The organism is Sporocytophaga myxococcoides DSM 11118, from assembly GCF_000426725.1.
Taxonomy (GTDB): Bacteria; Bacteroidota; Bacteroidia; order Cytophagales; family Cytophagaceae; genus Sporocytophaga; species Sporocytophaga myxococcoides.
This window is the reverse complement of record NZ_AUFX01000005.1, coordinates 361669-386210: the sequence shown is the minus strand read 5'-3', so window position 1 is coordinate 386210 and position 24542 is coordinate 361669. Positions and strand designations below refer to the sequence as shown.

Sequence of the window (24542 nt, the reverse complement as noted above, 5' to 3'; positions counted from 1 at the left end):
TTTATTATATAAAGTCTATCGGATAGGTATACAAATATAAATAACTTAATAGCATTGACAATTGGTAAGTTTACCTATTTGAAAACCTTACCACTAAAAATGAAAAATCTATTATTTCTAAGGGAAAAAATAGATTTTTCATTTTGATATGGAGTCAATTTAATTTTTTCTAAAAAGGGAAATGAGTCTTCATTCACCTTTAACCTCAGAAGTTCTCTGCGATTCTAGACCAGGCAATACATATTTAGGTTGTCCAGGATCACCAAAATTCCAGGCAGGAAGTTTTGCAAACTCTGCCTTAAATAATTTTCTCGCAGCTTCAGCCTCAGGACTTCCCTGACCCTCAGCGATAGATTGTGTTTCCTCAATATCTTTTACAAGATCATAAAACCTACCATCATGGTATAGCTTATATCTATGATTGCGAAAGAATCTTGCTGAGTGTTTGTCGGCATCTTTTGAATGTATTGGAGTATAATGAGAAAATATCCATTGACGAGAATTTCCCTTCTCTCCTTTTATTTGAGAGAAAATGCTGTTTCCATCCGTATTCCATTCAACCGGCACTTTAACCTGAACAGCATCACTAATGGTTGCCAGAATATCTGTAAAATCAACAAGGTCATCTGTCTGGTGAACCTTGTACCTATTAGAGCCATAGTTAACAATTAGCGGAACATGATGCCCTCTGTCTATCGTAAGACCTTTTCCTCCTTTAATATAAGAACCATCCTTCAGCTGTGTTACCACAGATTTGCCAGTACCATTGTCTCCTGTAAAAATGATGACAGTATTTTCATAAATACCAAGATCTTTAAGCTTCTTAATGATCTGACCGACATTCTTATCCATATAGGCAACCATGTCTCTGAAGTTGGCTGTATCTCTTTTATGTCTCTCTTCAACCCCTGTCTTCCAACTTTTACTATCTGGAGTAGGTAAAAAAGGATCGTGCACTAAAGCCATCGGATAATATGCGAGAAATTTATTATCCTTGTTCTTTTCAATGAAATCAAGTACATAGTTTGTGAAGATATCAGGACCATAATCATTGTCTGTAGAACTTAATGTCTTTCCATCCTGCTCTATCAGAGGCTTTGCATAACGCTCTCCCTGCTCTCTGGAATACACAAGCTGCCATAAACAATACTGATCAAAACCAAAATGAGCTGGCAGCTTATTGTTTGCTCCTAATTGCCATTTGCCAGCAATACAGGTCTTGTAGCCTGCATCTTTAGCAAGATGTGCAAATGTCTTTTGATTAGGATCAAGATATCCGAATTCAACATAATTTTTATAGTTATACTTTCCTGTCATGATCTGCACTCTTGAAGGTGTGCAAAGTGGCTGAGAAAATCCATAATTGAATTTCAAACCTTCAGAGGCAAGCTTGTCGAGATTGGGAGTTTTATAAGTACCACCGTAAGTACCAAGACATTCCTTCCCCATATCATCTGCAAGGATGAGTATAATATTAGGAGTATTGTTCTTCTTTACCTGAGCTGATGTGCTATTGAATGAAAATAATACAGCAAACAGCAAAAGACTTATATATCTGATTTTCATAATTTCTAATTTATTCTTGATGAACATACCATGGATTAGCTGATGCCGGAATCGGAGCGTTCACTTGTTTTCTCCATGTGTCTAGCTTTTCATATAACTCCTGCGTTTTCTGAGGATTTTTCTGTGCAAGATTAATAGTTTCTCCTATGTCTTCTTTAATATTATAAAGTTCAATTCTTTTATCTTCATAAAACTCAAGAAGCTTATAATCTCCCGATCTGACAGCACTTACCGGTCTTGTTCTGAAGGGATCTTTATTTCTTTTATCCGCTGAAAACCCTTCCAGATATGCCGGGAAATGCCAGTATAATGCATCTCTTGTCTTGTAAGGCTTATTAAACAAAATTGGTGCAAAACTTTGTCCATCAAGTCTTGCTGTAGTAAGTGGTTTATTGATATTAGCTACCTCCAGAAGTGTGGAATAAAAATCAATACCAATAACAGGAGTTTCAGAGTGGCTTCCTGCTTTGATCTTTCCGGGCCAGCGAACAAATAAAGGTACTCTGATACCTCCTTCATATAACATCCCTTTTGATCCTTTTAATGGATGCTGATAAGTAGCTCCACCATATCCACCATTATCTGAATAAAATATTACAAGAGTATTTTTATCAAGGTTTAACTTCTTAAGATTTTCAAGTAATCTCCCGACTCCCTGATCAGCGCTTTCAAGCATAGCAGCATAGGTAGGATTGTTATGATATTCTGTTCCTTGCTTTGCTTTATATTTTGCTATGAGAGAATCCTTAGCCTGTATTGGTGTATGAACGGCAAAATAGGACAGGTAAAGGAAGAAAGGCTTATCTTTATTTGTATCAATAAACTTAAGCGCCTCATCTGTGAGACGATCTGTAAGATACTCTCCATCCTTTCCGCTATCAATGCCTTCAAATGGTTTCTTGTCTTTCTTCATAGCATAAGGATAAAAGTAATTTGATGTCCCTCCTGCTCCACCAATTACGAAATCAAATCCCTGAGATTTCGGATCTGTACCATGCTTTTTTTCACCTAACTGCCATTTACCTATTAAACCGGTACTATAACCAGCATTTTTAAGCTCTTCAGCAATGGTAACAAAAGAAGAAGCCAATACAGTATTATTTTTTACGGGGATTAATTTTCTTAAAGAAGAGTCTCCCCTTTCTGACGTGCCAACAGTATATATTCCATGACGTGGTGTATACAGGCCTGTCATAAGTGAACCTCTGCTTGGGGCGCAATTGGGGCCACAGGAATAAGCCTGCGTAAATCTGATCCCTTCTGAAGCGAGTTTATCTATATTAGGTGTTTCATAAAATTTGCTCCCTGACGCCACATCTGTCCAGCCAAGATCGTCCATGTAGATGAATAAAATATTGGGACTGCTTTTTTGTGCAAAAGCAAATTCTGCATTGGCTCCCAAGAGAAATACCAATGTAAGTATGATAAAATTTTTTATTTTCATAAGATCATAATAGACTATAAAATGGCATTCAACTTTTCAGTGAATGCCATTCGGATTAATTAAACAGGTATGCTAAAAATTTATTTCCAGAGATCGTTTTGCTCAAGCTTAGGGTTTAAGTCGATCTCTCTTTGTGGTATAGGATGCAGATAATGTTTCTCAGATGCATTTGTTTTGCCTGCGGCGTGAAGAGCAGATACCATTCTCTTAGTTCTTATCAAGTCAAACCAACGTTGAAATTCAAACATAAGCTCCAATCTTCGCTCAAGATAAACAGCCTCTCTGAAACTGCTTTGATCCAGACCAGAAAGAGGATCCAAACCAGCTCTTTTTCTCACTCTGTTAATCGCCTCATAAGCTCCACCAGGTCCTGATGCTTCATTTACGGCCTCAGCGTAAATCAAAAGCACTTCAGCAAAACGTATTACCGGTATATTTCTTGGCGATTCCGTAGGGTTGGAAATTGTAGACGGATCAAAGTATTTAAAGAATCTTGGCTCAAATTTATATACCTTTCCGTTTGTCGGACTTACAATTTGTGTAAAAAAGGTAACATCACGACGTTTATCATTTGCAGCATAAAGCGCATAAGTCGAAGGAAGCAATGGTTCATCGGTTCCTGCTGCTGCAATCCCTGGGATTCCTACAGGTGTTGCAGAGGATGCCAGACGATTTCCTTGCCCGTTTACAAATGATTTACATTGCGCTGAGAATATATGTTCTTTGCCATTTTTTGTTTCAGCCCTGAAGACATCTGCATAGTCTTCAAACAAGTCATAGCCATAAGGTCCATTAATTACTTCCAGACTTTTCGCTGCTGCTTTTTCCCATTCCTTTCTTGTTAAATACACTTTAGCAAGTATAGATTTAGCTGCACCTCCGGTTGCTCTTCCTGCATCTGCCCCCCCCATTACTGGAGGTAACTTTTCCGCGTCTAAAAGGTCTGTTATTACCTGTGTATAGATAGTTTCTACAGGAGATTTAGCTACATGAATAGAAGAGGGATCCAAAGAAGTAACTTCATGCAGGACCAAAGGTACTTCTCCCCAAAGCCTTACCAGATTGAAATAAAGTAAGCCACGCAGGAATTTTGCTTCATTTACAAGTCTCGCCCTCAATGTAGCATCCATATCAATTAATGGAATACGATCAATAGCTATATTTGCTCTGTTGATAGCGATATAATGTTCTTTCCAAAGTTCATCTACTCTATCATTTGTTGTTGAGTGATTTAAGACTGCTATAGAACGTACATCCGCATTGGTCACTCTTTGACCAGCAATAGCATCATCAGACATTATCTCCATACCCAGGTGAAATAAACGGTTGTACATTGTAATACCTCCATTGTTCAAACCTCCCTGATAAATGCTGTTTACGGCTGCTATAGCGTCTTCCTGGGTTTTATAAAACTGATCTGTGGTAAATACAGATGCTGGTTTTTCTTCCAGTTTCTTGCAAGAAACAAAAGCTGCAATCAACAATAATATATATGTGTAATTTAAAACCTTCATAAATTTATACTTTAATTTTCCTGTGGTTCCTAACTATATTCTTGATTCATTCTTTAAGCTTTAAGCTCAAACTAGAATGTTACATTTAATCCTACCTGATATGATTTGCTGTTAGGATACACACCATAATCAACACCTTGAGTAAGCGTAGTTTGCTCATTCTTACTCACTTCAGGATCAAAGCCAGTATATTTAGTCCATGTCAGAATATTCTGAGATGCTACATAAAATCTTACATTTCCAAAGTGGGCTTTCTTTATAAGTTTGGCAGGTAATGTATACCCCAACACTATATTTTTAAGTCTTAAAAAAGAAGCATCTTCCACAAATCTGTCAGATACTATTGTAGCTGGATCTTCAAATGCTCTTGGCATTGTAGTGCTCGGATTAGATGGTGTCCATCTATCGAGAGCATCAGGAGAAGCATTCTGTTGTCCTGTTAACTGCTCCAGTTGTTGTCTGTTCTGATTGAATACTTTGTTTCCATATGAAGCATAAAGGAATATGCTTACATCAAAATTTTTGTAGTAAAAGTTATTAGTAAGTCCTGCCAGAAACTTAGGCTGTGCATTTCCAATTACTACACGATCTCCATCTTGAGTGATTGAACCATCACCATTTATATCAGCATATTTTATACTACCAGGAGTTGACTCTCCTGTCTGATAAATACCAATTGATTTATATCCATAGAAAGAACCCAATGGCTGTCCGACCTGTGCAATGCTTTGACCTGAGATAATATAATCTACTCCATCTCCTAAACTTTCAACTCTGTTCCTATTCAATGAATAAACCAGGTTTGTTGTCCAGGTAAAATTTTCGGTCTTTATATTTGTAGTAGATAAACCAAGCTCTATACCCTTGTTTGAAACAACTCCATAGTTCTGAAGTGCTGTGGATTGGCCTGTTGTATAAGGGATCGGCACATTTAAAAGTAAGTCACTTGTCTTCTTATAATATGCATCAAAAGTAAAATTTAACTTATTATTCAATATAGCAAGATCAAAACCTGCATCATACTGTCTTGTTCTTTCCCAGCTAAGATCCGGATTGCTGATCCTGTTCGGAGCAAAACCTATGACTGTTTGATTATTGAAGAAATAAGTATTGGTTGCTAACGTTGACTGTGATTGATATAGACCAATTTCCTGGTTACCTGTAATACCACCGCTTAATCTTAATTTTAAATTACTTATATAGTTGCTTGATGCAAGGAAGCTTTCTTTATTTAAATTCCATGCAAGAGCTGCAGATGGGAAAAAGCCCCATTTATTATTTTTTCCGAAACGAGAAGAGCCGTCTGCTCTACCCGTAATAGTCAAATAGTATTTTTGAGCATATGAATAGTTGACCCTTCCAAGGAATGATTGTAATCCCCATTCTGCTGTGTTAGAAGTTGGCTTAGTATAAACAGATCCTGTTGAAAGATCATTATAAGTTAAATCATCTGACACAAACTGCTGAGATCCTGCAGTTACTGCTTCACTTCTATAGTATTGTTGGGTAAATCCGGCTACAGCATTAAGATTATGTTTCTTACCTATGACTGTCGAATAGTTTAAAGTATTTTCATTCAGCCATGTATTTACAAACTTGGTACCAATGGCAGCTGTTCCGGTACTATTCGTATTAGCTCCTTGGTAGATTGAAGAAGGCACATAGAAGTTTTGTTTATTATTGATAAGGTCGGTTCCTATTGAGACTCTCGCTGTTAATCCTTTTATTAATGTATAATCTCCATAGATATTTCCAAGCAAACGGAATGTATTAGTCCTATTGGTTATATTTTTCAAAGTAGCAATAGGATTGCCTAGTGGCGTTTCAAATTCGCTTTGGTAGGTATAGTTTCCATTGTCATCTTTGACAGGAATAGTTGGAGGCATCAAAAGAAGGTATCTGACAATTGCATCATTAGCTACCTGAGCGCTTGTCTGACTTCCGGTAAGGTTAGTTCCAACTTTAAATCTATGAGAAAAATTATGTTCCAGGTTGAGCCTTCCTGAGTAACGTTTGAAGTCAGTATTTTCAAGTACTCCATTTTGCTTGTAATAATTTCCTGAAATTGAAAATCTTGTTTTTTCATCACCACCTCTGAAGGTAATCTGATGATTTTGGAAGCCTGCTTGCCTGAATGCTTCCTTTTGCCAGTCAGTTCCTCCAGACATACTGTCTATTTGCCCCTGAGTATAATAAGGAGTTTTACCAGAGTTTATGCGTGCATCATTTTTTAGTTGAGCCCATTGCTTAGCATCAGTAAGTACATCTACTGTCTTAATGACCTGAGAAACTCCATAATAACTATCGTATGAAATGTTGTTCTGCCCGGCCTTACCCTTTTTGGTAGTAATGATAACCACACCGTTTGCACCTCTTGAGCCATATATTGCAGTAGCTGATGCATCTTTTAAAACATCTATAGATTCGATATCGCTCGGATTCAAACTTGCCAGTGCATTGATGTTAGCTCCTGCTGTAATGCCTGCATCTGCATCATTGTTGTCATTGTATACGGGAAAGCCATCAATAACATAAAGTGGCTCATTTCCTCCATTTATAGAGTTCCCTCCCCTGATACGAATGCTCACTGCTCCACCAGGCTGACCTGTAGTCTGTGTAACCTGGACCCCCGCAACAGAACCTTGTAATAGCTTGTCGACTGATGTGACTGGCGTCTTTAATATTTCTTCAGAAACAGTGGCTACAGAACCTGTCAGGTCTGATCTTTTTTGTGTACCATAGCCAACTACAACTACTTCATTCAAAAGAGAAGAACTTTTAAGTTTAATACTTAAATCTTCATCCAATGCTTCATAGATCTCCACTTCTTTCTGTTCGTAACCCGCAAATTTTACAACAAGAGTAAATGGAAAAGGACGGCTTGTGGTAAACTCATAATTTCCGTCAACATCGGTAACTGAGCCCTCTTCAGTGTCTTTGATTTTCAGAACAGCACCTACAATAGGTTCACCGGTTTTGTCATCGGCAATCCTTCCCTTCAGAACCTCCTGAGCGCTGGAAGTGAAGTGAATACCCAAAATAACTAAAGTTAAAATTAATGTTTTCCATAGCTTCTCTTTCGTAAAATCAACCATCATCTATAATTTAAATTAACAAGACACTTAACATCGAATATTACTGCCAAGCAATACTATACAAAGTTAATAGACTTTATAACCTTAAAGCAAAGGAAGGAATGGTGTTTCAGGAATTCGTACCACGAAAAAAATCAGAATAATACAATTAATGGCGTTACAATTTTAGAAGAGACTTACAAATCAAATAGATGAAACTATGTATCAAAAATTGAGAAAACGGTTATCATACCAATAACCGATGTATGATGGTTCAGAAGGCTTTGTCGGAACAATCGAAAAATTTGCATAAAAACAAATCCCATTCCGCAAGAACATTAGCTTACAGAATGGGATAGTTTAAAATTATAACCAACAAAGACTAAGAAACTTTGCTCAGATTATTTTCTTTATTTCTTATTTTTTCTTCTATCCAGCTGATATAGTGACCGCGATAAATATCTTTCATAAGCCACCAATCCTGCTTTCCTAGTTTGCCTCTGCAGGTAGTACTTCCACACAGGCACTTTTTAATTCTTGAGCTTTCAAATTCATTCACTATAAAAGTAGCATAGTCAATGGTAACCTGCTCTCCTTTTTTGATTAGCCTTCTTGCAGCTACATCATCATCATTGATCATCCATGCGTTAGGATCGCAGCTGTGATTGATGAAGTAATCCATCTGAGGAGTTACATCTTCATTTTCAAAGGGACCTACATAAACGAACTCTTCAATCTCTGTAGAATATTTTTCAAAGATAGTTTTATAAGGTTCCGGAAGAGCATCGACCTCTTTTCTTGAAAGCCTTACACAACTGTCATTCCAGTTGCTGAAGACAATCTCACCAGGCTCAATATCTTCACCTGCAAACACTCCGAAAAAGTCAGCATCCAGCTGCTTCTTCACAAGTTTTCTGTTGTACATAAAATTTATTTTTCCTGGAAATGAATTATAAATCAGACCTAATTTTAAAAAATTAAGACTTTGAGTATTCAACTTTTGACCCATGCAACGTCGATATAAAAAAGTTATAAATCATAATAATTAAGATATATATTTTAAAATTAAATAAGCTATAAAAATGTTTAAATTTTTTGCGGTTGAAGCTCTTCTTTTTCTTCTATCCTGTCGAACCTCGACAGCTTAAGCCCATATAGCGCGATGTAGAAGTAGCAGACAATCACTATCAGGAACGCAATTTTATAACTCACATATGAGAAGTTAATTACATTGAACGGGATGATAGCTCCTCCCACAATAGACATAATAAGAACAGAAGATCCATCTTCAGAGAACTTCCCAAGCCCGTTGACGCCAAGCGTAAATATAGCAGGAAACAGTATAGAATTAAACAACCCGACTGCAACGATCATCCAGAATGAGATTGTTCCGCCTGTTATCACAGATAATATAACTAACAGAATAGACATTCCGGCACAAATACCTACAGACTTTCTGAGACTACTCTGAAGTACTAAAAAACTACCAACAAAACGGCCAACCATAGCAGCACCCCAGTAATAGATTACAGTATCTTTAGAAAAATCTGTCAGATAATTCCCCAATGACACTTCTGCACCAACATATGCAAATATTGCAAAAGCTCCCAATCTAAGCTGAGGGAAGTGCATCACATGGCGCCTTCTGATCTGTGGCATCTTATTCGCAGGCTCAATTCCTGATGTATCAATCTGCGGTATTTTTACAAAAAACAAGTAGACCGCATACATTGTCATTGCTATTGCTACAAATAAATATGGATAGTGTACATATGGAGCTTCAATTAAAAACCTGTCAGCACTCGAAATCATATTTTTAGTTTCTAAAGGTATGTCAATCATCATCCATAAAATCGGAGAAGCAAGAAAAGGAGCCAGAAATGCTCCAAGTGAATTAAAAGCCTGCATCAGTACAAGTCGACTTGCGGCTGTTTTTATATTTGCTTTTAACAGTATGTTCTTCCAGAGTACAATATAGAGATTTGCTCCAACTTGTAAAATCGTGATACCGGCAGCCTGCATAAATAGGGCAGCAAGAAAACATTCAAAGTTTCTGAAATAAACTGCAAGAAAAAAGGTAAAACACCCAAGGCAGGAAAGAACCCAACCAACCATGATTCCTTTTTTATACCCGATTTTTGAGATTAGATTTCCTGCCTGCAATGATACAACCAGATAAGTTGTAAAGAAGGTAAGGTTAATAAGTGTAGAAAGTGAATAATTTAAATTAAAGATGTAGGCCAAATAATCTTTATAAACAAAGTTAAGATTGGTGATAAAGCCCCACATCAAAAAAAGAACACCAAATGAAATTAATATTTGCAGGTTCTTACCTTTAAAACTATTACTATTATTTTCCATTAATTCTCTTTAAGATCAAAATTTCTAATGGCTCCAACTCAACGGGTATGCTAGCGTCTTTTTCTACTGTCTTTACTTCAAAAATTTCGTTGTTGGATGAATTGATTTTTTCGAAAGATCCGGCATACCTTTCCTTCCCTGGTCTTACGAGTCCCTTTATCTTTTTGTTTGAAGAAAAATTACAAATAATCAGCATAAATTCAGACTCATAAGTTCTTGAGAATGCTAATATACTTTTTTTATTACCGTATTTTACTTCGTTTGTTAATTCAAGAACTTCCAACAGTTCAAATCTCCCTCTGCTTAACGCTTTATATTGCTTCCGTATGTTACTAAACTCCTGAATTTTTTTAAAGTAAAAATTATCCTGCTCAAAAATATCTTCAGAATGATTATCAAGCGCAAACATGGTTTCTCTGACTGCTTCATCAGTTTTTCCATGTCCCTCCAGACCTTGTTCTGTTCCGTAATACAAGCATGGAATGCCTGGAAAGCAGAATAAAAATCCTATTCCGAGCTCAAACTGTTCTTCTGAAAGACCAGCAGCAAAACGCTTTTTTACCTGCTGCCCCAACTGGTCATGATTGTCCAGGAAAGTTATCTTTGACTGCCCTTTAGAAAGTTTCTTTCTATGAGTCATAAGTTTGTGAAATGTATCTTGAGATGCATTTCCTCTTATCATTTCAGGCAATATGAAATGAACTGGAAAATCTATTACAGCGTCCAACCCGGGAATTTCATTTAAAAACTCTTCTGCCAGATCATCCCCAGATGCCACTTCTGCGAATAAAAAAAAATCCTGCTGACCCGCCTGCTCTGTATATTCTCTGATACTATCTACAAAGCGTTTTAATGCTGGTATTCCAAAATGCTTAGCGGCATCTACTCTGAAACCATCCACTCCTGTTTCTTTAATCCAGTAAGCATAAATTGCCACCAGAATATCCAAAACTTTTCGTGCTTCCTGTGAATGATCGTTTCTAAAACTTTTCAATTCAAAAAGATCACCTTCCAGCGTTTCCGGATATTCGTCAAAGTTGATAATACTACCTCTTTTGTTGTATAAACTAGGATTCCTTAGTTCTATGGGCACAGGCCACTCCCGTGACTTCCAGTTACCAAACGTATAAACCTTGCTGCTATCATATGGAGTGGAAGTTTCTTTATAGGACCAGGTATCTCCGGAATGATTCACCACTACATCCATAATTACCCTAAGGTCTTTTTTATGGCATTCATCAACCAGCAATTTCAAATCTTCCAGAGTGCCAAAATGAGGATCAACCTTTAGAAAATTTCTGATAGCATATCCGTGATATTTATTATCATTTTCCAGAAATGGGCTTAACCATATAGCAGTGCAGCCGAGAGATTTTATATAATCAAGTTTGAGCAAAACGCCTTTTAGATTGCCCCCACAAAAGGACTTCAACTTTTCTTCATCACCAAAACCTGATCTTGAATTAATTGAAGTTCTATTCCGTCCGTCATGAAAGCGATCCAACATAATGAAATAAATAATCTCATCATCCCAGCTTCTGGAAATTCCTGACGGCTTCCCAGGTGACACTTCAGAGTCCAGCTGTGTTATAGAAATTACTTTGTCCATTTTGCATCCAGAAACATCTGTCTCAGTTCCAAGTATTTTGAACGAATGTAATATCTATGTTTATATTTTAAAACACGTGATATCACTTTTTCTTAATTATAATTTCCGTAAAAAAGTTATGATTTAATCAAAATATTGAAATCAGCTTCATTGAATCATATGACATTGATTTAAGCAGAGTCAAAAAAAAAGCGGGTTAATTAACCCGCTGTAACTGATGAAAGTGAATTGAAAGCAAATCTGTTTTTAAACTCGAGTAATTCCTCTTTCAGATCACTTTCTGATATTTTATAATATGCATCCAGCTTAGAGTCCGGATTTACCTTTAATTCTCTTAGAGCTAGGTGTTGGTTGATAAAAAGAAACTCAAGATCCGGATATATTTCTTTCAATATATCTACAAGATCTAATATTTCAACATTCTTATCAGTCAGATTATAAACATCAGATGGTACTTTTAATGTTCTTAATTGAACCAATGCATCTACAACTTTTTTCACATGGATAAATGATCTTGCCTGTTTGCCTGATCCATGTATGGAAATCCTGTTGTTGAAATTCGCATCGAACATAAATCTATTGATAACAGAATCAAAACGAATAGCAGGTGTATATCCATATACATTTCCACCTCTAAGAATTATTGTTTCGATTTTTTTACTGAGGCGTTGCACATGCTGCTCTGCTCTCAATTTTGAAATACTATAGAATGTTTTAGGGTTTGGCTCCGTAGTTTCGCTTGCCAGATCTTTAGAAGAACCATAAACAGAAGTACTGCTCAGGTAGATAAATTTAGAAACTCTTTTTGTTTCCTCTACAGCATATACAAGCTCTGCCGTTCCCCAGTTATTAACCTGCTCAAAAAAGTGAGAATCAATATTAGAAAAAGGAGTAGAAACTCGCGCTGCCAAATGATAAACAACATCAATTTCTTTCAAAACCTTTTTAATTTTTCTGGTGTCGAGAATATCACCAAACTCAAACTTCACTTTGTCTCCCGCAATTCTGTTACTATTGCTGATAAAAAGATTATAATTTTCTCTTCCCAGATTGTCATATACGATGACTTTCTCAACATTCTTATCCTGGCTAAGCTGATAAACCAGCTCTGATCCGATGTAGCCGGCCCCACCTGTTACTAATACGTTCATTGCTTATTTATTAAATCTGTATTCAAACCACATTCTGTTTTCTTCATGCCGAACCATCTTCCCTCTCTCGAGTAGGATTCCAGATCAAATTTTCTTGTACATGGCTCACAGCCAATGCTAAGATAGCCTTTTGCCTCAAGAGGATGCCTTGGTAATTTATGTTCTTTAATATACAATTCAATCATTTTTGTTGTCCAGTCCAGCATGGGATGGAATCGTACTGTATTATGCGGCGCACTCTCCTCTACTTTAAATGCCTTTCTCACTGCACTCTGATCACCACGCACTCCATTAATCCAAACATCCTTCTCAGCTAAAACCGGTTCCAGTGGCTGGGTCTTATTCAAAAAACAGCAAAAATCAGGATCAGATGCAAAAAGTAATCTGCCATTAGCATCTTTCTGCATATGGCGTGGAGTAAACGAACTAACCTCCTGTATATTCAGATTCATCAGTTCTGCCAGCTGATCTCTATATTCTACAGTCTCCGGAAAATGGTACCCTGTATTTATAAAGTATACAGGTATAGTATTGTCAATTTTGCTGAGAATGTGCAAAAGTACAATGCTGTGAGTCTGAAAAGAAGAAGTGGTGAACAGCTTCAGATCCTTCTGAAGATATTCGTTTATTTTAATTTTTATTGATTCTATATCCACGGCCAACCAAATTTTATTCTGTGAATTTAGGAATTAATGGAAATTAAAAGAATTTTATTGAAGTTTTTTTTATAAAAACCAAAAAAAATTCTCCCAAAGAAGCTAATAAAGATTTATTAGACTATCTTTATGGACCAAATAATTACAATTAATTGATCCAAAACTAACATTTCGTTAAAGATAGGAACAAATTAACGTTTTTCCTGATTCCGATATCCTGAGATTTAAATTGTATTTATATTTTGCGTAAATTCATATAAACGTTAAACATGAAAACTGCCGTCTACAGAAAAGAACATTTTAATGCCGCTCACCGGCTATTTGTTCCCGAATGGTCTAATGAAGACAATGACGCTTTATTTGGAAAATGTAATAATCCGAATTTTCATGGACATAACTATGAGGTAATTCTTAAGGTCACTGGAGAAACTAATCCTATAACAGGATATGTTATAGACATGAAATTTTTGAGTGACCTTGCACAGGAGCACATAATTAAAAAATTTGACCATAAAAACCTGAATCTTGATACTGAGGAATTTAAAAACCTCAATCCAACTGCTGAAAATATTGCGATGGTAATCTGGACAAAACTCAGGGATAAAATTGATAAAAAGTACGATCTTAAGGTAATTTTATATGAAACAGAAAGGAACTTTGTTGAATACCCAGCTGATTAAAGACCTGACTATTGAGGAGATTGGAGACGATCATGTACCTGGGTCCTATGAAACACCATTAAGATCAGATGCCTTTGAAATGAGCGATGAAGTTAAAATGCAGCTTATTGAAAATCATTTCAGAGAAATTATGACTATTATGGGAATGGACCTTAATGATGATAGTTTAAAAGGTACTCCCAAAAGAGTGGCTAAAATGTTTATTAAAGAGGTATTTAGCGGTCTCAACCCTGAAAACAGACCTAAAATAAAACTTTTCGACAATAAATTTAAGTACAATGAGATGCTTGTAGAAAAGGATATTACCTTTTATTCTTATTGTGAACATCACTTTGTACCTATCATAGGGAAAGCACATGTTGCCTATATCAGTTCAGGCAAAGTTATAGGGCTTTCCAAAATCAACAGAATTGTTCAGTATTATTCCAAAAGACCACAGGTACAGGAAAGACTTACAGTCCAGATTGCCAATGATCTAAAAGAAACACTGGAGACAGAAGATATTGCTGTGATCATGGATGCAAGCCACCTTTGTGTTGCATCCCGAGGAGTTAGCGATACCAGCAGCAGAACGGTAACTGCACACTATTCAGGTAAATTCAAGGAAGAAGCTATTAAAGCCGAATTCCTGAATCATACCAAACAAGCTTAATCCAGATATTATAAAAGGAGGAATAAAGCATAAAACCTTATTCCTCCTTTATTTTAATAAGGCCTAGTCCCTTTTTTCCCGCGACGCATATTCCCTTTTTGCACCTTTTATTGGAGATGTAATTTTTATATCCATTTACATTTATCCTCGATTCGACGAAAATATATAAAAATTAGATAATCAAGCATTTGCAGAAGTTCTTCCAATTTTATTAATTTGGAAAATGAGGTTAGAAGATGAAATAAAACAAAAGGAATTCAGGAATGAATTTCAAAAAACTGCCGTCAACATCATTTTTACCTTCAATTGGCTTGATGCACGGACAAGAAACTTTATGAAGGATTATGATCTGACTCCACAGCAGTTCAATATTCTTCGTATTCTGCGAGGGCAATACCCCAATCCTTCTACAATAAATTTATTAAAGGAAAGAATGCTCGACAAAATGTCTGATGCATCAAGATTAGTAGAAAGATTAAGAATAAAAGAGCTGCTTGAACGTAGTCCATCTTCAGAAGACAGAAGAGAAGATCTGTGAATATATTAATTTCACAAAAGGGGTTGGATTTACTGGCGGAAATCGATAAAAATTTTCATGAATATGAAAAGGTCTTCAATTCTATCACAGTAGAAGACGCCAAAATTCTTAATCAACTTTTGGATAAACTAAGGGATTAAAAAAACAGCTTCGCCTTATATCTAGGCGAAGCTGCTTTTTTATAATTCCAGATTTCAAATTTACTTGTCAGTTCTTACCCTTACCTTCCATCTTTCAGCATATTCATTTCTTACAGGAGGTTTTGTATAAACTGGAAAATTAACTTCAAAACTTTCGCAGTCCAGAGTTTTATCCACATTATGAATAAACATTTTAATCTTAGCACTTTTTGCAAGCTTTCTTGCCCTGGCCAAAGCCAATGATTTACTTTCCTCCACAAACAATAGCTTAGCATCCACATCACATACACCCCAGCCAGAATTATGAGGGATCAGATGAATGGAATATTTCTGAATTTTATTAATATCTGCCATGGTCAGATTCGCTTTTACTAAAGCCACCTCAAAACATAAATCTTTCTCAAATCCTTCCTCTATTAAACCATAAGCAAGTTTTAAAGCTTTTGCTTTAACATCCTGCTTTAAAAAATTATAAAGCGTCGGAATTTTATATTTTAGATTTTGCATAGAATTAGGGGGTTAGAAATTTGGATCAATTATTAAACCTCAAAAAATAGTAATATGTTTATATATTTTTTTTAATAAATGAGTTATAATTATTAATCTGATCCCAGTTACTTTTTTGTCGTATAAAAAATTAAACATGGAATAGTAACTTAAAAAAATAGCAGATTTGTACAAAAGCAAGACAAATTATATTTTAGCCTAATATTCTAATTATTAAATAATTCAAGGATTTACCCTTAATTTTTACTATATTTATAATTAAAGCAGGTTACAATATGCTTATATAAAGTATATAAACTATGAAAGATAGTGAGATCTTAGAGAAGATAAAGAAACGAGATGAATCAGCACTAGACTATCTTTATAAAAAGAACTATAAAATGATGGTCAAAATGATCATCAGAAATAATGGTTCTGAAGAAGAAGCCAAGGACATATTTCAGGATGCCTTGATTGTAGTCTGGCAAAAAGCATATTCACCGGAATTTGTTTTATCTTCCAAACTTAGCACTTACATATACAGTATATGCCAAAACCTCTGGAGGAAAGAGCTTGAAAGAAAAAGCAGGCTTACAGGGGAACAACCGGTTGAAAAAGGTGAAATTTATGACCTTGATAAACAGGAAAGAGCAAATATTATAAACAAGTGCATTGAAGATCTGGGAGAAACATGTCGGAAAATTCTGACATACTATTATTTCGACGATCTGTCAATGAACGATATTGCTGAAAAACTTGGTTTTGCCAATGCTGATACAGCAAAGACAAAAAAATACAAGTGTAAAAAAGAATTAGATAATAAAATTAAATCTTTATATACCGCTAAAGATTTTTTGGACTAATATGGACAACAACTTTTACAGTCAGGACAAAATAGACGATTTCCTTTCGGGGAAACTCTCTGGGACCGAAAAGCTCATGTTCGAAGAATACATGACTAAAGATCCTTTAGTTAGTAATGAGCTTAAACTTCAGGAGGATATTATCAACCACCTGAAAGGTCAGCGGAAAGCTGAATTAAAAGCCCGTCTGGACAACATCAATGTCTCAGCTGCATCATCATACACCGGCCTAAAAATAGCAGCTGGTATTGTAGGCACATTGTTACTAAGCACAACTCTATATTTCACTCTATTTAATAATTCTGCTGACCAACCTGTTTCAACACATCAATCTTCAGAACATCAAATAGCGAATACTCCTGATGAAGTATTTACTCCACAAACAGAAGCAGAAGTAATTACATCAGAAACATCTTCCGCTGCTCCAATATTGGAAAGTGAAAATAAATTTGAAATAAAGAGGGAATCAAGAATTGCTCAGTTAAAAAAACATCCTGAGCAAGTAGTTACAGAAACTTCTAATCCTCAAATCTTTACTAACACTTCAGAACCAAATATTTCTGATTTTGAAAGTGAAGACTTTAATACAGAAAATTCAGTTCAACCTCAAAAAGGTGAAATACAAGGAAGCGATGCCGCAAAACTTGACAACATTACTGTAAAAATAGCGCAGAAGAAGAACAAGGACTTCCACTATCAATTCTTCAGCAACAAACTTTTCCTTTATGGAAAATTTGATGAAAAGCCTTATGAAATCCTTGAGCTGAATAGCAAAGGAGGCAGAGAATTATATCTGAAATATGATGGAAGCTATTTCTCCCTGAAATCAAATCAGGTAGACATTGCCCCTCTTAAAGAAATTCATGATAAAGATATTACAAGACAATTGGAGTCTTTAAAAAAATAAAAAATAATACCCCCAACTAAAAAGGACTTTATTCCCATGACAAATAAGAAGGGATAAAGTCCTTTTATTTTTATTCCCTCTTATTTCTGAAGATGTTTTGGAAAATTTCCATAAATAAGTTAAAAAGCCTCATTCTTAACTTCGGTAATAAGATTTATTCTAGTAAATTTGCTCACCTTAGTTATGAATAAGCCATTAAAAATCAAAAAAAGAAAAAAGAAGTTAGGGAGCTATCCTTACCTTACTGTGGTTTTCAGTATTACATTATCGCTTTTTGTTATTGGCTTATTTGCTCTTGTCTTTTTACATGGGAAAAAATTAAGTACAGTAATCCGGGAAAATCTGGAGCTTCATGTATATCTTGACAAAAACCTTTCTCCGGATATGATGGATTCCTTGCAGAATGCCATTGCTTCCAAACCTTTTGTATTGAAGAAAAAAGGGAAAGCCCAAATTGAATATATTTCTCAGAAAGAGGCTGCCAAGAGATTTATAAATGAAACTGGTGAAGACTTTTCCGCCGTTTTAACTGAAAATCCTTTGAGACCGTCCCTGGTTGTTAAAATTTCTTCCAGGTATTTCGAAGAAACCAAAATGAAAACTATCTCAGCAGAGATTAAGTCCATGACCGGAGTATTCGAAGTTGACTATCCTGTAAATCTTATAGATACAATTAACCGCAACATAAAAATCATTGCATTGATTATGCTTTCATTTTCATTGATTTTATTATTTGCGACTTACCTTTTAATCAATAATACTATAAAGCTGGCACTTTACAGTCAGCGATTCCTTATTAGAAGCATGCAACTTGTAGGGGCTAAACGCTCATTTATTCAGGGGCCATTTTTACTTCATGCTACATTTCAGGGCTTCTTCAGCGGCATTATAGCTGCGGGTCTTCTATTCCTTTTACAACAGTATGCTTATAGAGAGATTCCTGAATTGTCTCAACTTGGTGAAACCAAAAATATAGCTATAGTATTCGGAGCTCTGATTGCCGCAGGTATTTTTATAGGACTTATCTCCTCTTTCAGAGCAGTTAACAAATATCTTAAAATGTCTTTAGACGAATTATATTAATAACCATGAACAAACTAGTTTTTTCGAAAGCCAATTACATCATCATGCTTATTGGCATTGCTTTTCTGATTATCGGATTTATAACTATGAGTAAGGACGACCAGCCGCATGGTTTTGGAACTCTTGGCTTAACAATTGGCCCTTTATTCCTGTTAATCGGTTTTATAATACAGTTTGTAGCAATCTTTTATAAGCAAGGTAAAAAAGAATGAATTTCATAGAAGCCATAATCCTGGCCATTGTTGAAGGACTTACAGAATTTTTGCCCGTTTCATCTACAGGTCACATGATCATTACTTCCGCACTGATGGGAATTAATGAGCAGGAATTCACAAAAATTTTCACAGTACAGATTCAATTCGGAGCAATACTTTCTGTCGTAATACTTTACTGGAAAAGATTTTTCACTTCCCTTGACTTTTATTATAAGTTGTTTGTAGCGTTTCTTCCTGCGGCAGTAATAGGTTTTCTGCTTGGAGATTTTATAGACTCCTTGCTTGAAAATGTTATAGTTGTTGCTTCTTCTCTTTTACTGGGAGGAATATTCCTGTTATTTGTTGACAGGATTTTCAATCCTCTTAAAGGTAAATCTCTTGAAGAACTGTCTTATAAAAACTCTTTAATTATAGGTTGTTTTCAATGCCTTGCCATGATCCCCGGAGTAAGCAGATCAGCTGCAACAATTATAGGAGGAATGGCGCAAAACCTTAACAGAAAGGCTGCTGCGGAATTTTCCTTTTTCCTGGCTGTACCTACAATGTTTGCGGCATCAGGTTACAAGCTTCTTAAAGATTACAAAGCAATTGATGCTTCAAACCTTAACATACTTGTTGTCGGAAACGTGGTAGCATTTATCGTGGCTTTGCTTGCAATAAAATTCTTTATAGGCTTTGTTACCAAATATGGTTTTAAAGTTTTCGGGTACTATAGAATCGCTCTGGGCTTAATTCTGCTAATATTACTCGCTCTTGGAGTCGATTTAAAAATACAATAAATGGCATTTGATTTTGAAGCAGGTGAAGTGCTTCTTATTGACAAACCTTACGAATGGTCATCCTTTGATGTAGTGAGGAAAATTCGTAATACATTTAAGATGAAGAAAGTGGGTCATGCAGGAACACTTGATCCTCTGGCCACCGGACTTTTGATTCTTTGTACTGGCAAAAAGACAAAGGAAATCGAGACCTATCAGGGCCAGGAAAAAGAATATGAAGGCCAGATCAGTCTTGGTAAAACCACCCCTTCCTGCGATTTAGAGACAGAGTTCGATCAGGAGTTTGACATTTCTCATATTACTGAAGCCGATATACATAGAGTAGCTTCTGAATTCCTGGGCCAGCAAATGCAGGTCCCTCCATGCTTTTCAGCGATTAAAGTAAATGGCAAAAGAGTTTATAAACTCGCTCGAAAAGGTATAAACGTGGAGATGAAAGAAAGAGAAGTTCTTATCAAAAGCTTTGAAATAACAAAAATCGAGTTTCCCATTATCGAGTTCAAAATCGTTTGTTCCAAAGGCACCTATATAAGAAGCATAGCAAGAGACTTTGGGGAAAAACTCGGAGCGGGATCACACCTTGCTCAGTTGAGACGAACCAGGATAGGAGAATTCACGATAGATAAATCCTACAAATTAGAAGATTTTCTTAAGTTAGCAGGAAAGAAACAAGGAGATGAAGGTTTATAATTCTTTCGATGAATTCACAAAGTTAACCAATGCCATTGTCACCATTGGCACCTTTGACGGCGTTCATCTGGGACATAGAAAAATTTTGAACCGCCTTAAAGAAACTTCAAAGGAAGAAAAAGGAGAAAGCGTGGTTATTACCTTCTGGCCTCATCCAAGAAAAGTACTTCAAGGTGCCGACTCTTTAAAACTTCTTCTTACTCTCGAAGAAAAAATAGAAATGATCGCATCCTGTGGCATCGATCATCTCCTTCTCATTCCTTTTACAAAAGAATTCAGCACTACCTCTTCAGAAGATTTTATCCATAAAATTCTTATTGATAAAATAGGCACTAAGAAACTTGTAATCGGATACGATCATAAGTTTGGCAAAAACAGAGAAGGTAGCTTTGAATATCTGAAAGAAAATGCCTCTAGTATTGGATTTCAGGTTGAAGAAATTCCAAGAGAAGATATTGAACACAACGCAATAAGCTCAACTTCTATTCGCGAAGCACTTTCACAGAACAATGTATCAAAAGCTACAACATTGCTCGGACGCCCCTACAGCGTTAAAGGTAAAGTAGTAGAAGGCAAAAAACTCGGACGTGAGCTTGGTTACCCTACCGCTAATATTGAAGTGGAAGATCCTGAAAAGATTCTTCCTGCTGATGGCATTTACACTGTGTTTGTGAAGGTAGAGGATAAAAAATTCGGAGGCATGTTAAGTCTTGGTTTCAATCCAACTGTTGAAGGCAAAGGAAGAAGTATGGAAGTCCACATATTTGACTTCAATAAAAATATTTACGGAGAATCAGTAGAAGTTGGTTTCCTGGAATTTTTAAGATTTGAAGCAAAATTCCCTAACCTCGATGCGTTAATTGACCAGCTAAAAGTGGACGAAAAACAATCCAGAGCCATTCTTGAAAACTATAATAAAGCTTATCATAATTCTTAATTCAAAATAAAATAAATGAGTATGAAAAAAGGATTTCTGTTATCCGTTTTTATTCTTGTCATTTTTGTTTCCTGTAAAAAAGACAAGGACGCAAAAATTAATATCTTTCCGGTTAGTAAAGACAAAGAACTGGGAGCTCAGATGGATGCATTTATAAACTCTGACACCTCAGGAATGGTAGTATTAAGTGAATCCCAATATCCCCAGTCGTATGCTAGATTGAAGCATATCAGAGATTACATACTGGCATCAGGAAAACTGAAATATAAAGATGACTTTCCTTGGAAAGTTACCATCATCAGAGATGATACTACATTAAATGCATTTGCAACTCCTGGTGGCTATATGTATGTATATACAGGTCTTATTAAATACCTTGATACAGAAGATCATCTTGCAGGTGTAATGGGACATGAAATGGCGCATGCTGACAGAAGACATGGTACATCACAGATGAGCAAGCAGTACGGTGTTGAAACCTTATTTAGTCTGGTGTTAGGTCAAAACCCGGGAATGTTGGGGCAGCTGACTGAAGGTTTACTTACATTAAAATTCAGCCGTAATGACGAAGCTGAAGCTGATGATTATTCGGTTCAATATCTTTGCCAAAACCCTGCTGAATATGAAGCAGACGGAGCTGCTGGCTTCTTTGAAAAACTAATGGCTTCAGGTTCAGGTTCCAGCACTCCTGCTTTCTTAAGCACTCACCCTTCTGATCAAAGTAGAGTTGAAAATATCACAAACAAAGCTAATTCACTAGGATGTGACGTAAATGCTCACAATCCGGAGGGCTTTAAGGCCATGAAAGCAGAACTAGGTTTCTAAACTATTTAAAATTGATATATACAGGAAAATGGTCACTAAAACCATTTTCCTGATATTTAGAACCAGAGAAGGTTCTGTAAGGTCCATTCATCAGTTTACTTTTATAATGCATCCACTCCGGATGATAAATTTCTGAAGACCCTTTTTTATAATGCTTTTTATAAAATGCTTTGCTCATCATTATCTGATCAAAGGTCAGCCAATTTTTCCCGTATTTAGTTGAGCCGATTTTCGATGCATCAATATTTCCAAATCCGTTAAAAAGGTCTTCCCCTCCCATTTTCTCTGCATTCCCCTTGGCCATTATGACTTCAGTAACACTAGGATCATGTGGAGTATCATTAAAATCTCCCATCACAATAATTTCAGATTCTTTATTGATCCTGAACAGTGAGTCGCACAACTCTCTGACCAGCATCCCCATAATTATCCTTTTCCTTTCTGACTTTTCTACACCTGTCCTTCTGGAAGTCCAGTGGTTCACAAGAATAAAAGTTGTATCCTTATTCAATATTCCTTTCACCAATAAAAGCTCTCGCAAACCTGACTTTATTCCTTCCATGCTTTTAGGAGAATAAAGTTTGTGGTATAAGGGTTTAAATATTTTCTTTTTATAAAGAAGTGCGACATCAATACCTCTGTTATCACAGGACTCCTGATGAATAAATCCATATGGAGCAGCAAAAGCAGAAATATTAATAAGATCTTTTAATACATGACTATTTTCTATCTCAGCCATACCAAGCAATTCCGGTCCATCACTATCTCCTAGTTTACTTGCCACAGTTGCAATCTGATTAAGCTTTTTTTCATATCGATTTTGAGTCCAATGGCATTTACCGCCAGGAAGAAAATCATCATCATTCACATCCGGATCGTCATGATAGTCAAAAAGATTTTCAACATTATAAAATGCTATTGAATATGCTTCTGGTTTTTCATCAGGAAGACAGAACGATAAAACAAAGGTAACGATGAGAGTAAGGCACAGCCAAAGTATTTTCTTCATAAGAAGTAATGGAAATCCTATAAATTAAAAGTAAATTTGAGTAAAGAAAAAATTACCTGAATATAATTAATGAAAAAATCAGAGATCAAATTTGTAGTTGAGCTTGACAGTGAAAATATTCCAGACAAGATTAAATGGGATGCTACAGATAGTCCTCAGGGAAATCTTTCCGAAGCAAAAGCTATCAGCCTTAATATCTGGGACCAGAAGCAACAATCAACTATGCGTATAGACCTTTGGGAAAAAGATATGCCTGTAGATGAGATGAAACGCTTCTTCATTGAAGCAATCGGAGGAATGGCTGAAACTGTTAAAACCTCAACAGGTGATGATTTTATGGCAGATGAGATGCATGCCCTTTGCCGTAAACTTGTAAAACATCTTGAAAATCTTAATAAACAATAAGAGTTTCGATAAATGAAATTAATAAAGACTGAAAATCGGGAAGCACAATCCCCCCTTTCAGTCTTTATATAATAAGTCCATTAATTGGATTTATATCATTCGTTATTCCTTTTCATTTGGCTACCAGATGAATTGAAATTATATTCTTCAGTAGAGCTATTCCCTTTTTTCATTGAGTGCCCCGGACAGCTTCGCTTGATTTTCATCTGCTTTTGATTTATAACTGTGTTATTATTCATCGGACAAGCCTCTGCTGACTCCACAGGTACCTCAATCCTGAAAATTTCATTTTGTTCAGGTTCATAATTTCTCGCTCTGGTTTTAGCATCAACGCCTCTGGTAGAAGTCACCTCTTCAGGCTCAGCATATAGATTCTGATTATCAGGCTCAGGAGATGTTATAGGAGTTGCTGTAGGAGTCATTCCCTGATTCTGCCTGAATGCATTATATTTCGCAACAAACTCTGAAGGGTCCCCCTCTGCTTTTATTTTCTCCTCATCACCAGAAAGTTTATATCTTAATACAAACTTATCGTCTTTATATTCAAAGTCCTTCGGCATTTCATTTTGTCCGGACAAAGATTGAATAAAAGCCTTGTCTTCAATTACTCTTAATACTTCAACTTCCTGTTCCGGATCAGCGAGGTTATTTTCAAATAACCTTGTCATAGAAGAAGACATTTCCATTTCACCTTCCACTACTTCAGGTTTTGAAGGATTACTTTTAACAGTCGACTTATTTTCTTTTTCTTCGTATTGAACTCTTCCCTGCAGATCCTGATCATCTCCCTGAGCCTTGGATACAAATGAGAATCCTATGCCCATCATTATCATTAATAGCGATTTTCCTACTCTCATATCTCTCACGTTTAATCACCAACTAATACTACTCTCTTATAAAATAACTAAGGAAAAACAGCCTTTGTTTTTCCTTAGTTTATGAAGTGAAAGAATTTTCC

The 24542-nt window shown here is 36.0% G+C and carries 24 protein-coding genes; 12 read left to right on the top strand and 12 right to left on the bottom strand.

The features are described 5' to 3' along the window. Positions 1 to 189 precede the first annotated feature (189 nt). The 9 genes from K350_RS27865 to K350_RS0107615 all read right to left on the bottom strand — a co-directional run bounded on the left by K350_RS27865 (position 190) and on the right by K350_RS0107615 (position 13375). Entirely contained in the window at positions 190 to 1566 is a 1377-nt protein-coding gene (locus K350_RS27865) for a sulfatase family protein (protein WP_081670938.1), read from the bottom strand. 10 nt (positions 1567 to 1576) lie between these two features. Beyond that, a complete protein-coding gene (locus K350_RS0107650; protein WP_028979406.1) occupies positions 1577 to 3010 on the bottom strand; it encodes a sulfatase in 1434 nt (477 codons plus the stop codon). Positions 3011 to 3090: 80 nt separating this feature from the next. Further along, complete coding sequence (locus K350_RS0107645) at positions 3091 to 4524, bottom strand: RagB/SusD family nutrient uptake outer membrane protein (RefSeq protein ID WP_028979405.1); 1434 nt, start codon at positions 4522 to 4524, stop codon at positions 3091 to 3093. Positions 4525 to 4595: 71 nt separating this feature from the next. Further along, a complete protein-coding gene (locus K350_RS0107640; RefSeq protein WP_028979404.1) occupies positions 4596 to 7622 on the bottom strand; it encodes a SusC/RagA family TonB-linked outer membrane protein in 3027 nt (1008 codons plus the stop codon). A gap of 358 nt (positions 7623 to 7980) precedes the next feature. Beyond that, positions 7981 to 8523, bottom strand: coding sequence for an SET domain-containing protein-lysine N-methyltransferase (locus K350_RS0107635; protein ID WP_162144143.1), 543 nt, complete (start codon positions 8521 to 8523; stop codon positions 7981 to 7983). 161 nt (positions 8524 to 8684) lie between these two features. Further along, a complete protein-coding gene (gene gluP, locus K350_RS27860; protein ID WP_037574512.1) occupies positions 8685 to 9959 on the bottom strand; it encodes a glucose/galactose MFS transporter in 1275 nt (424 codons plus the stop codon). Beyond that, positions 9949 to 11568 (bottom strand): alpha-amylase family glycosyl hydrolase, encoded by a 1620-nt coding sequence (locus tag K350_RS27855; RefSeq protein WP_051312955.1) that lies wholly within the window; start codon positions 11566 to 11568, stop codon positions 9949 to 9951. The genes gluP and K350_RS27855 overlap by 11 nt, the downstream gene beginning before the upstream one ends. A gap of 200 nt (positions 11569 to 11768) precedes the next feature. Further along, positions 11769 to 12719 carry an NAD-dependent epimerase/dehydratase family protein gene (locus K350_RS0107620; protein ID WP_028979402.1) on the bottom strand — a complete coding sequence of 317 codons (951 nt, stop codon included), beginning with the start codon at positions 12717 to 12719 and terminating at the stop codon, positions 11769 to 11771. Further along, on the bottom strand, positions 12716 to 13375 hold the full coding sequence (locus K350_RS0107615) for a phosphoadenylyl-sulfate reductase (RefSeq protein ID WP_028979401.1): 660 nt from the start codon (positions 13373 to 13375) through the stop codon (positions 12716 to 12718). The genes K350_RS0107620 and K350_RS0107615 overlap by 4 nt, the downstream gene beginning before the upstream one ends. Positions 13376 to 13644: 269 nt before the next feature. Between K350_RS0107615 and K350_RS0107610 the strand changes: the two genes are divergently transcribed. The 3 genes from K350_RS0107610 (at position 13645) to K350_RS27850 (ending at position 15245) form a co-directional block, all read left to right on the top strand. Then, the gene (locus tag K350_RS0107610; protein ID WP_028979400.1) at positions 13645 to 14055 is read left to right on the top strand and encodes a 6-pyruvoyl trahydropterin synthase family protein; all 411 of its coding nucleotides are present in this window, start codon (positions 13645 to 13647) and stop codon (positions 14053 to 14055) included. Next, the gene (gene folE, locus K350_RS0107605; protein WP_028979399.1) at positions 14015 to 14707 is read left to right on the top strand and encodes a GTP cyclohydrolase I FolE; all 693 of its coding nucleotides are present in this window, start codon (positions 14015 to 14017) and stop codon (positions 14705 to 14707) included. Before K350_RS0107610 ends, folE begins: the two co-directional genes overlap by 41 nt. Before the next feature lie 223 nt (positions 14708 to 14930). After that, the gene (locus K350_RS27850) at positions 14931 to 15245 is read left to right on the top strand and encodes a MarR family transcriptional regulator (RefSeq protein ID WP_245598568.1); all 315 of its coding nucleotides are present in this window, start codon (positions 14931 to 14933) and stop codon (positions 15243 to 15245) included. A 200-nt stretch (positions 15246 to 15445) separates the two neighbouring features. On the opposite strand, the gene K350_RS0107595 is transcribed toward K350_RS27850, so the two are convergent. Further along, positions 15446 to 15892, bottom strand: a complete 447-nt coding sequence (locus K350_RS0107595; RefSeq protein ID WP_028979398.1) for a DUF2188 domain-containing protein — start codon at positions 15890 to 15892, stop codon at positions 15446 to 15448. Positions 15893 to 16191: 299 nt separating this feature from the next. Between K350_RS0107595 and K350_RS0107590 the strand changes: the two genes are divergently transcribed. The 8 genes from K350_RS0107590 to K350_RS0107555 all read left to right on the top strand — a co-directional run bounded on the left by K350_RS0107590 (position 16192) and on the right by K350_RS0107555 (position 22170). Next, complete coding sequence (locus K350_RS0107590) at positions 16192 to 16734, top strand: RNA polymerase sigma factor (RefSeq protein WP_028979397.1); 543 nt, start codon at positions 16192 to 16194, stop codon at positions 16732 to 16734. Between the two features lies 1 nt (position 16735). After that, the gene (locus tag K350_RS0107585; protein WP_028979396.1) at positions 16736 to 17641 is read left to right on the top strand and encodes a hypothetical protein; all 906 of its coding nucleotides are present in this window, start codon (positions 16736 to 16738) and stop codon (positions 17639 to 17641) included. Between the two features lie 183 nt (positions 17642 to 17824). After that, on the top strand, positions 17825 to 18724 hold the full coding sequence (locus tag K350_RS0107580; RefSeq protein WP_028979395.1) for a cell division protein FtsX: 900 nt from the start codon (positions 17825 to 17827) through the stop codon (positions 18722 to 18724). 5 nt (positions 18725 to 18729) lie between these two features. Next, positions 18730 to 18936, top strand: a complete 207-nt coding sequence (locus tag K350_RS31940; RefSeq protein ID WP_081670927.1) for a DUF3098 domain-containing protein — start codon at positions 18730 to 18732, stop codon at positions 18934 to 18936. Next, positions 18933 to 19718 carry an undecaprenyl-diphosphate phosphatase gene (locus tag K350_RS0107570; RefSeq protein WP_028979394.1) on the top strand — a complete coding sequence of 262 codons (786 nt, stop codon included), beginning with the start codon at positions 18933 to 18935 and terminating at the stop codon, positions 19716 to 19718. The genes K350_RS31940 and K350_RS0107570 overlap by 4 nt, the downstream gene beginning before the upstream one ends. Next, a complete protein-coding gene (gene truB / locus K350_RS0107565; RefSeq protein WP_028979393.1) occupies positions 19719 to 20408 on the top strand; it encodes a tRNA pseudouridine(55) synthase TruB in 690 nt (229 codons plus the stop codon). It begins immediately after the preceding gene. After that, positions 20395 to 21345, top strand: a complete 951-nt coding sequence (locus tag K350_RS0107560) for a bifunctional riboflavin kinase/FAD synthetase (protein ID WP_028979392.1) — start codon at positions 20395 to 20397, stop codon at positions 21343 to 21345. The genes truB and K350_RS0107560 overlap by 14 nt, the downstream gene beginning before the upstream one ends. A gap of 21 nt (positions 21346 to 21366) precedes the next feature. Next, complete coding sequence (locus tag K350_RS0107555) at positions 21367 to 22170, top strand: M48 family metalloprotease (protein WP_037574507.1); 804 nt, start codon at positions 21367 to 21369, stop codon at positions 22168 to 22170. Between the two features lies 1 nt (position 22171). Here the strand turns inward: K350_RS0107555 and K350_RS0107550 are convergent, their stop codons facing one another. Further along, positions 22172 to 23179: an endonuclease/exonuclease/phosphatase family protein gene (locus K350_RS0107550; protein ID WP_037574505.1), complete on the bottom strand. Its 1008-nt coding sequence runs from the start codon at positions 23177 to 23179 to the stop codon at positions 22172 to 22174. Positions 23180 to 23248: 69 nt separating this feature from the next. On the opposite strand from K350_RS0107550, the gene gldC reads away from it, so the two are divergent. After that, positions 23249 to 23584, top strand: a complete 336-nt coding sequence (gldC, locus tag K350_RS0107545; RefSeq protein WP_028979389.1) for a gliding motility protein GldC — start codon at positions 23249 to 23251, stop codon at positions 23582 to 23584. A gap of 95 nt (positions 23585 to 23679) precedes the next feature. On the opposite strand, the gene K350_RS0107540 is transcribed toward gldC, so the two are convergent. Beyond that, the gene (locus K350_RS0107540) at positions 23680 to 24441 is read right to left on the bottom strand and encodes a hypothetical protein (protein ID WP_156026964.1); all 762 of its coding nucleotides are present in this window, start codon (positions 24439 to 24441) and stop codon (positions 23680 to 23682) included. Positions 24442 to 24542 lie beyond the last annotated feature (101 nt).

What these genes read in the sequence shown, in the direction of transcription:
- K350_RS27865 (WP_081670938.1), bottom strand. Translation starts at nt 1,566, where the DNA reads ATGAAAATCAGATATATAAGTCTTTTGCTGTTTGCTGTATTATTTTCA.
- K350_RS0107650 (WP_028979406.1), bottom strand. Translation starts at nt 3,010, where the DNA reads ATGAAAATAAAAAATTTTATCATACTTACATTGGTATTTCTCTTGGGA.
- K350_RS0107645 (WP_028979405.1), bottom strand. Translation starts at nt 4,524, where the DNA reads ATGAAGGTTTTAAATTACACATATATATTATTGTTGATTGCAGCTTTT.
- K350_RS0107640 (WP_028979404.1), bottom strand. Translation starts at nt 7,622, where the DNA reads ATGATGGTTGATTTTACGAAAGAGAAGCTATGGAAAACATTAATTTTA.
- K350_RS0107635 (WP_162144143.1), bottom strand. Translation starts at nt 8,523, where the DNA reads ATGTACAACAGAAAACTTGTGAAGAAGCAGCTGGATGCTGACTTTTTC.
- gluP (WP_037574512.1), bottom strand. Translation starts at nt 9,959, where the DNA reads ATGGAAAATAATAGTAATAGTTTTAAAGGTAAGAACCTGCAAATATTA.
- K350_RS27855 (WP_051312955.1), bottom strand. Translation starts at nt 11,568, where the DNA reads ATGGACAAAGTAATTTCTATAACACAGCTGGACTCTGAAGTGTCACCT.
- K350_RS0107620 (WP_028979402.1), bottom strand. Translation starts at nt 12,719, where the DNA reads ATGAACGTATTAGTAACAGGTGGGGCCGGCTACATCGGATCAGAGCTG.
- K350_RS0107610 (WP_028979400.1), top strand. Translation starts at nt 13,645, where the DNA reads ATGAAAACTGCCGTCTACAGAAAAGAACATTTTAATGCCGCTCACCGG.
- folE (WP_028979399.1), top strand. Translation starts at nt 14,015, where the DNA reads ATGAAACAGAAAGGAACTTTGTTGAATACCCAGCTGATTAAAGACCTG.
- K350_RS27850 (WP_245598568.1), top strand. Translation starts at nt 14,931, where the DNA reads ATGAGGTTAGAAGATGAAATAAAACAAAAGGAATTCAGGAATGAATTT.
- K350_RS0107595 (WP_028979398.1), bottom strand. Translation starts at nt 15,892, where the DNA reads ATGCAAAATCTAAAATATAAAATTCCGACGCTTTATAATTTTTTAAAG.
- K350_RS0107590 (WP_028979397.1), top strand. Translation starts at nt 16,192, where the DNA reads ATGAAAGATAGTGAGATCTTAGAGAAGATAAAGAAACGAGATGAATCA.
- K350_RS0107585 (WP_028979396.1), top strand. Translation starts at nt 16,736, where the DNA reads ATGGACAACAACTTTTACAGTCAGGACAAAATAGACGATTTCCTTTCG.
- K350_RS0107580 (WP_028979395.1), top strand. Translation starts at nt 17,825, where the DNA reads ATGAATAAGCCATTAAAAATCAAAAAAAGAAAAAAGAAGTTAGGGAGC.
- K350_RS31940 (WP_081670927.1), top strand. Translation starts at nt 18,730, where the DNA reads ATGAACAAACTAGTTTTTTCGAAAGCCAATTACATCATCATGCTTATT.
- K350_RS0107570 (WP_028979394.1), top strand. Translation starts at nt 18,933, where the DNA reads ATGAATTTCATAGAAGCCATAATCCTGGCCATTGTTGAAGGACTTACA.
- truB (WP_028979393.1), top strand. Translation starts at nt 19,719, where the DNA reads ATGGCATTTGATTTTGAAGCAGGTGAAGTGCTTCTTATTGACAAACCT.
- K350_RS0107560 (WP_028979392.1), top strand. Translation starts at nt 20,395, where the DNA reads ATGAAGGTTTATAATTCTTTCGATGAATTCACAAAGTTAACCAATGCC.
- K350_RS0107555 (WP_037574507.1), top strand. Translation starts at nt 21,367, where the DNA reads ATGAAAAAAGGATTTCTGTTATCCGTTTTTATTCTTGTCATTTTTGTT.
- K350_RS0107550 (WP_037574505.1), bottom strand. Translation starts at nt 23,179, where the DNA reads ATGAAGAAAATACTTTGGCTGTGCCTTACTCTCATCGTTACCTTTGTT.
- gldC (WP_028979389.1), top strand. Translation starts at nt 23,249, where the DNA reads ATGAAAAAATCAGAGATCAAATTTGTAGTTGAGCTTGACAGTGAAAAT.
- K350_RS0107540 (WP_156026964.1), bottom strand. Translation starts at nt 24,441, where the DNA reads ATGAGAGTAGGAAAATCGCTATTAATGATAATGATGGGCATAGGATTC.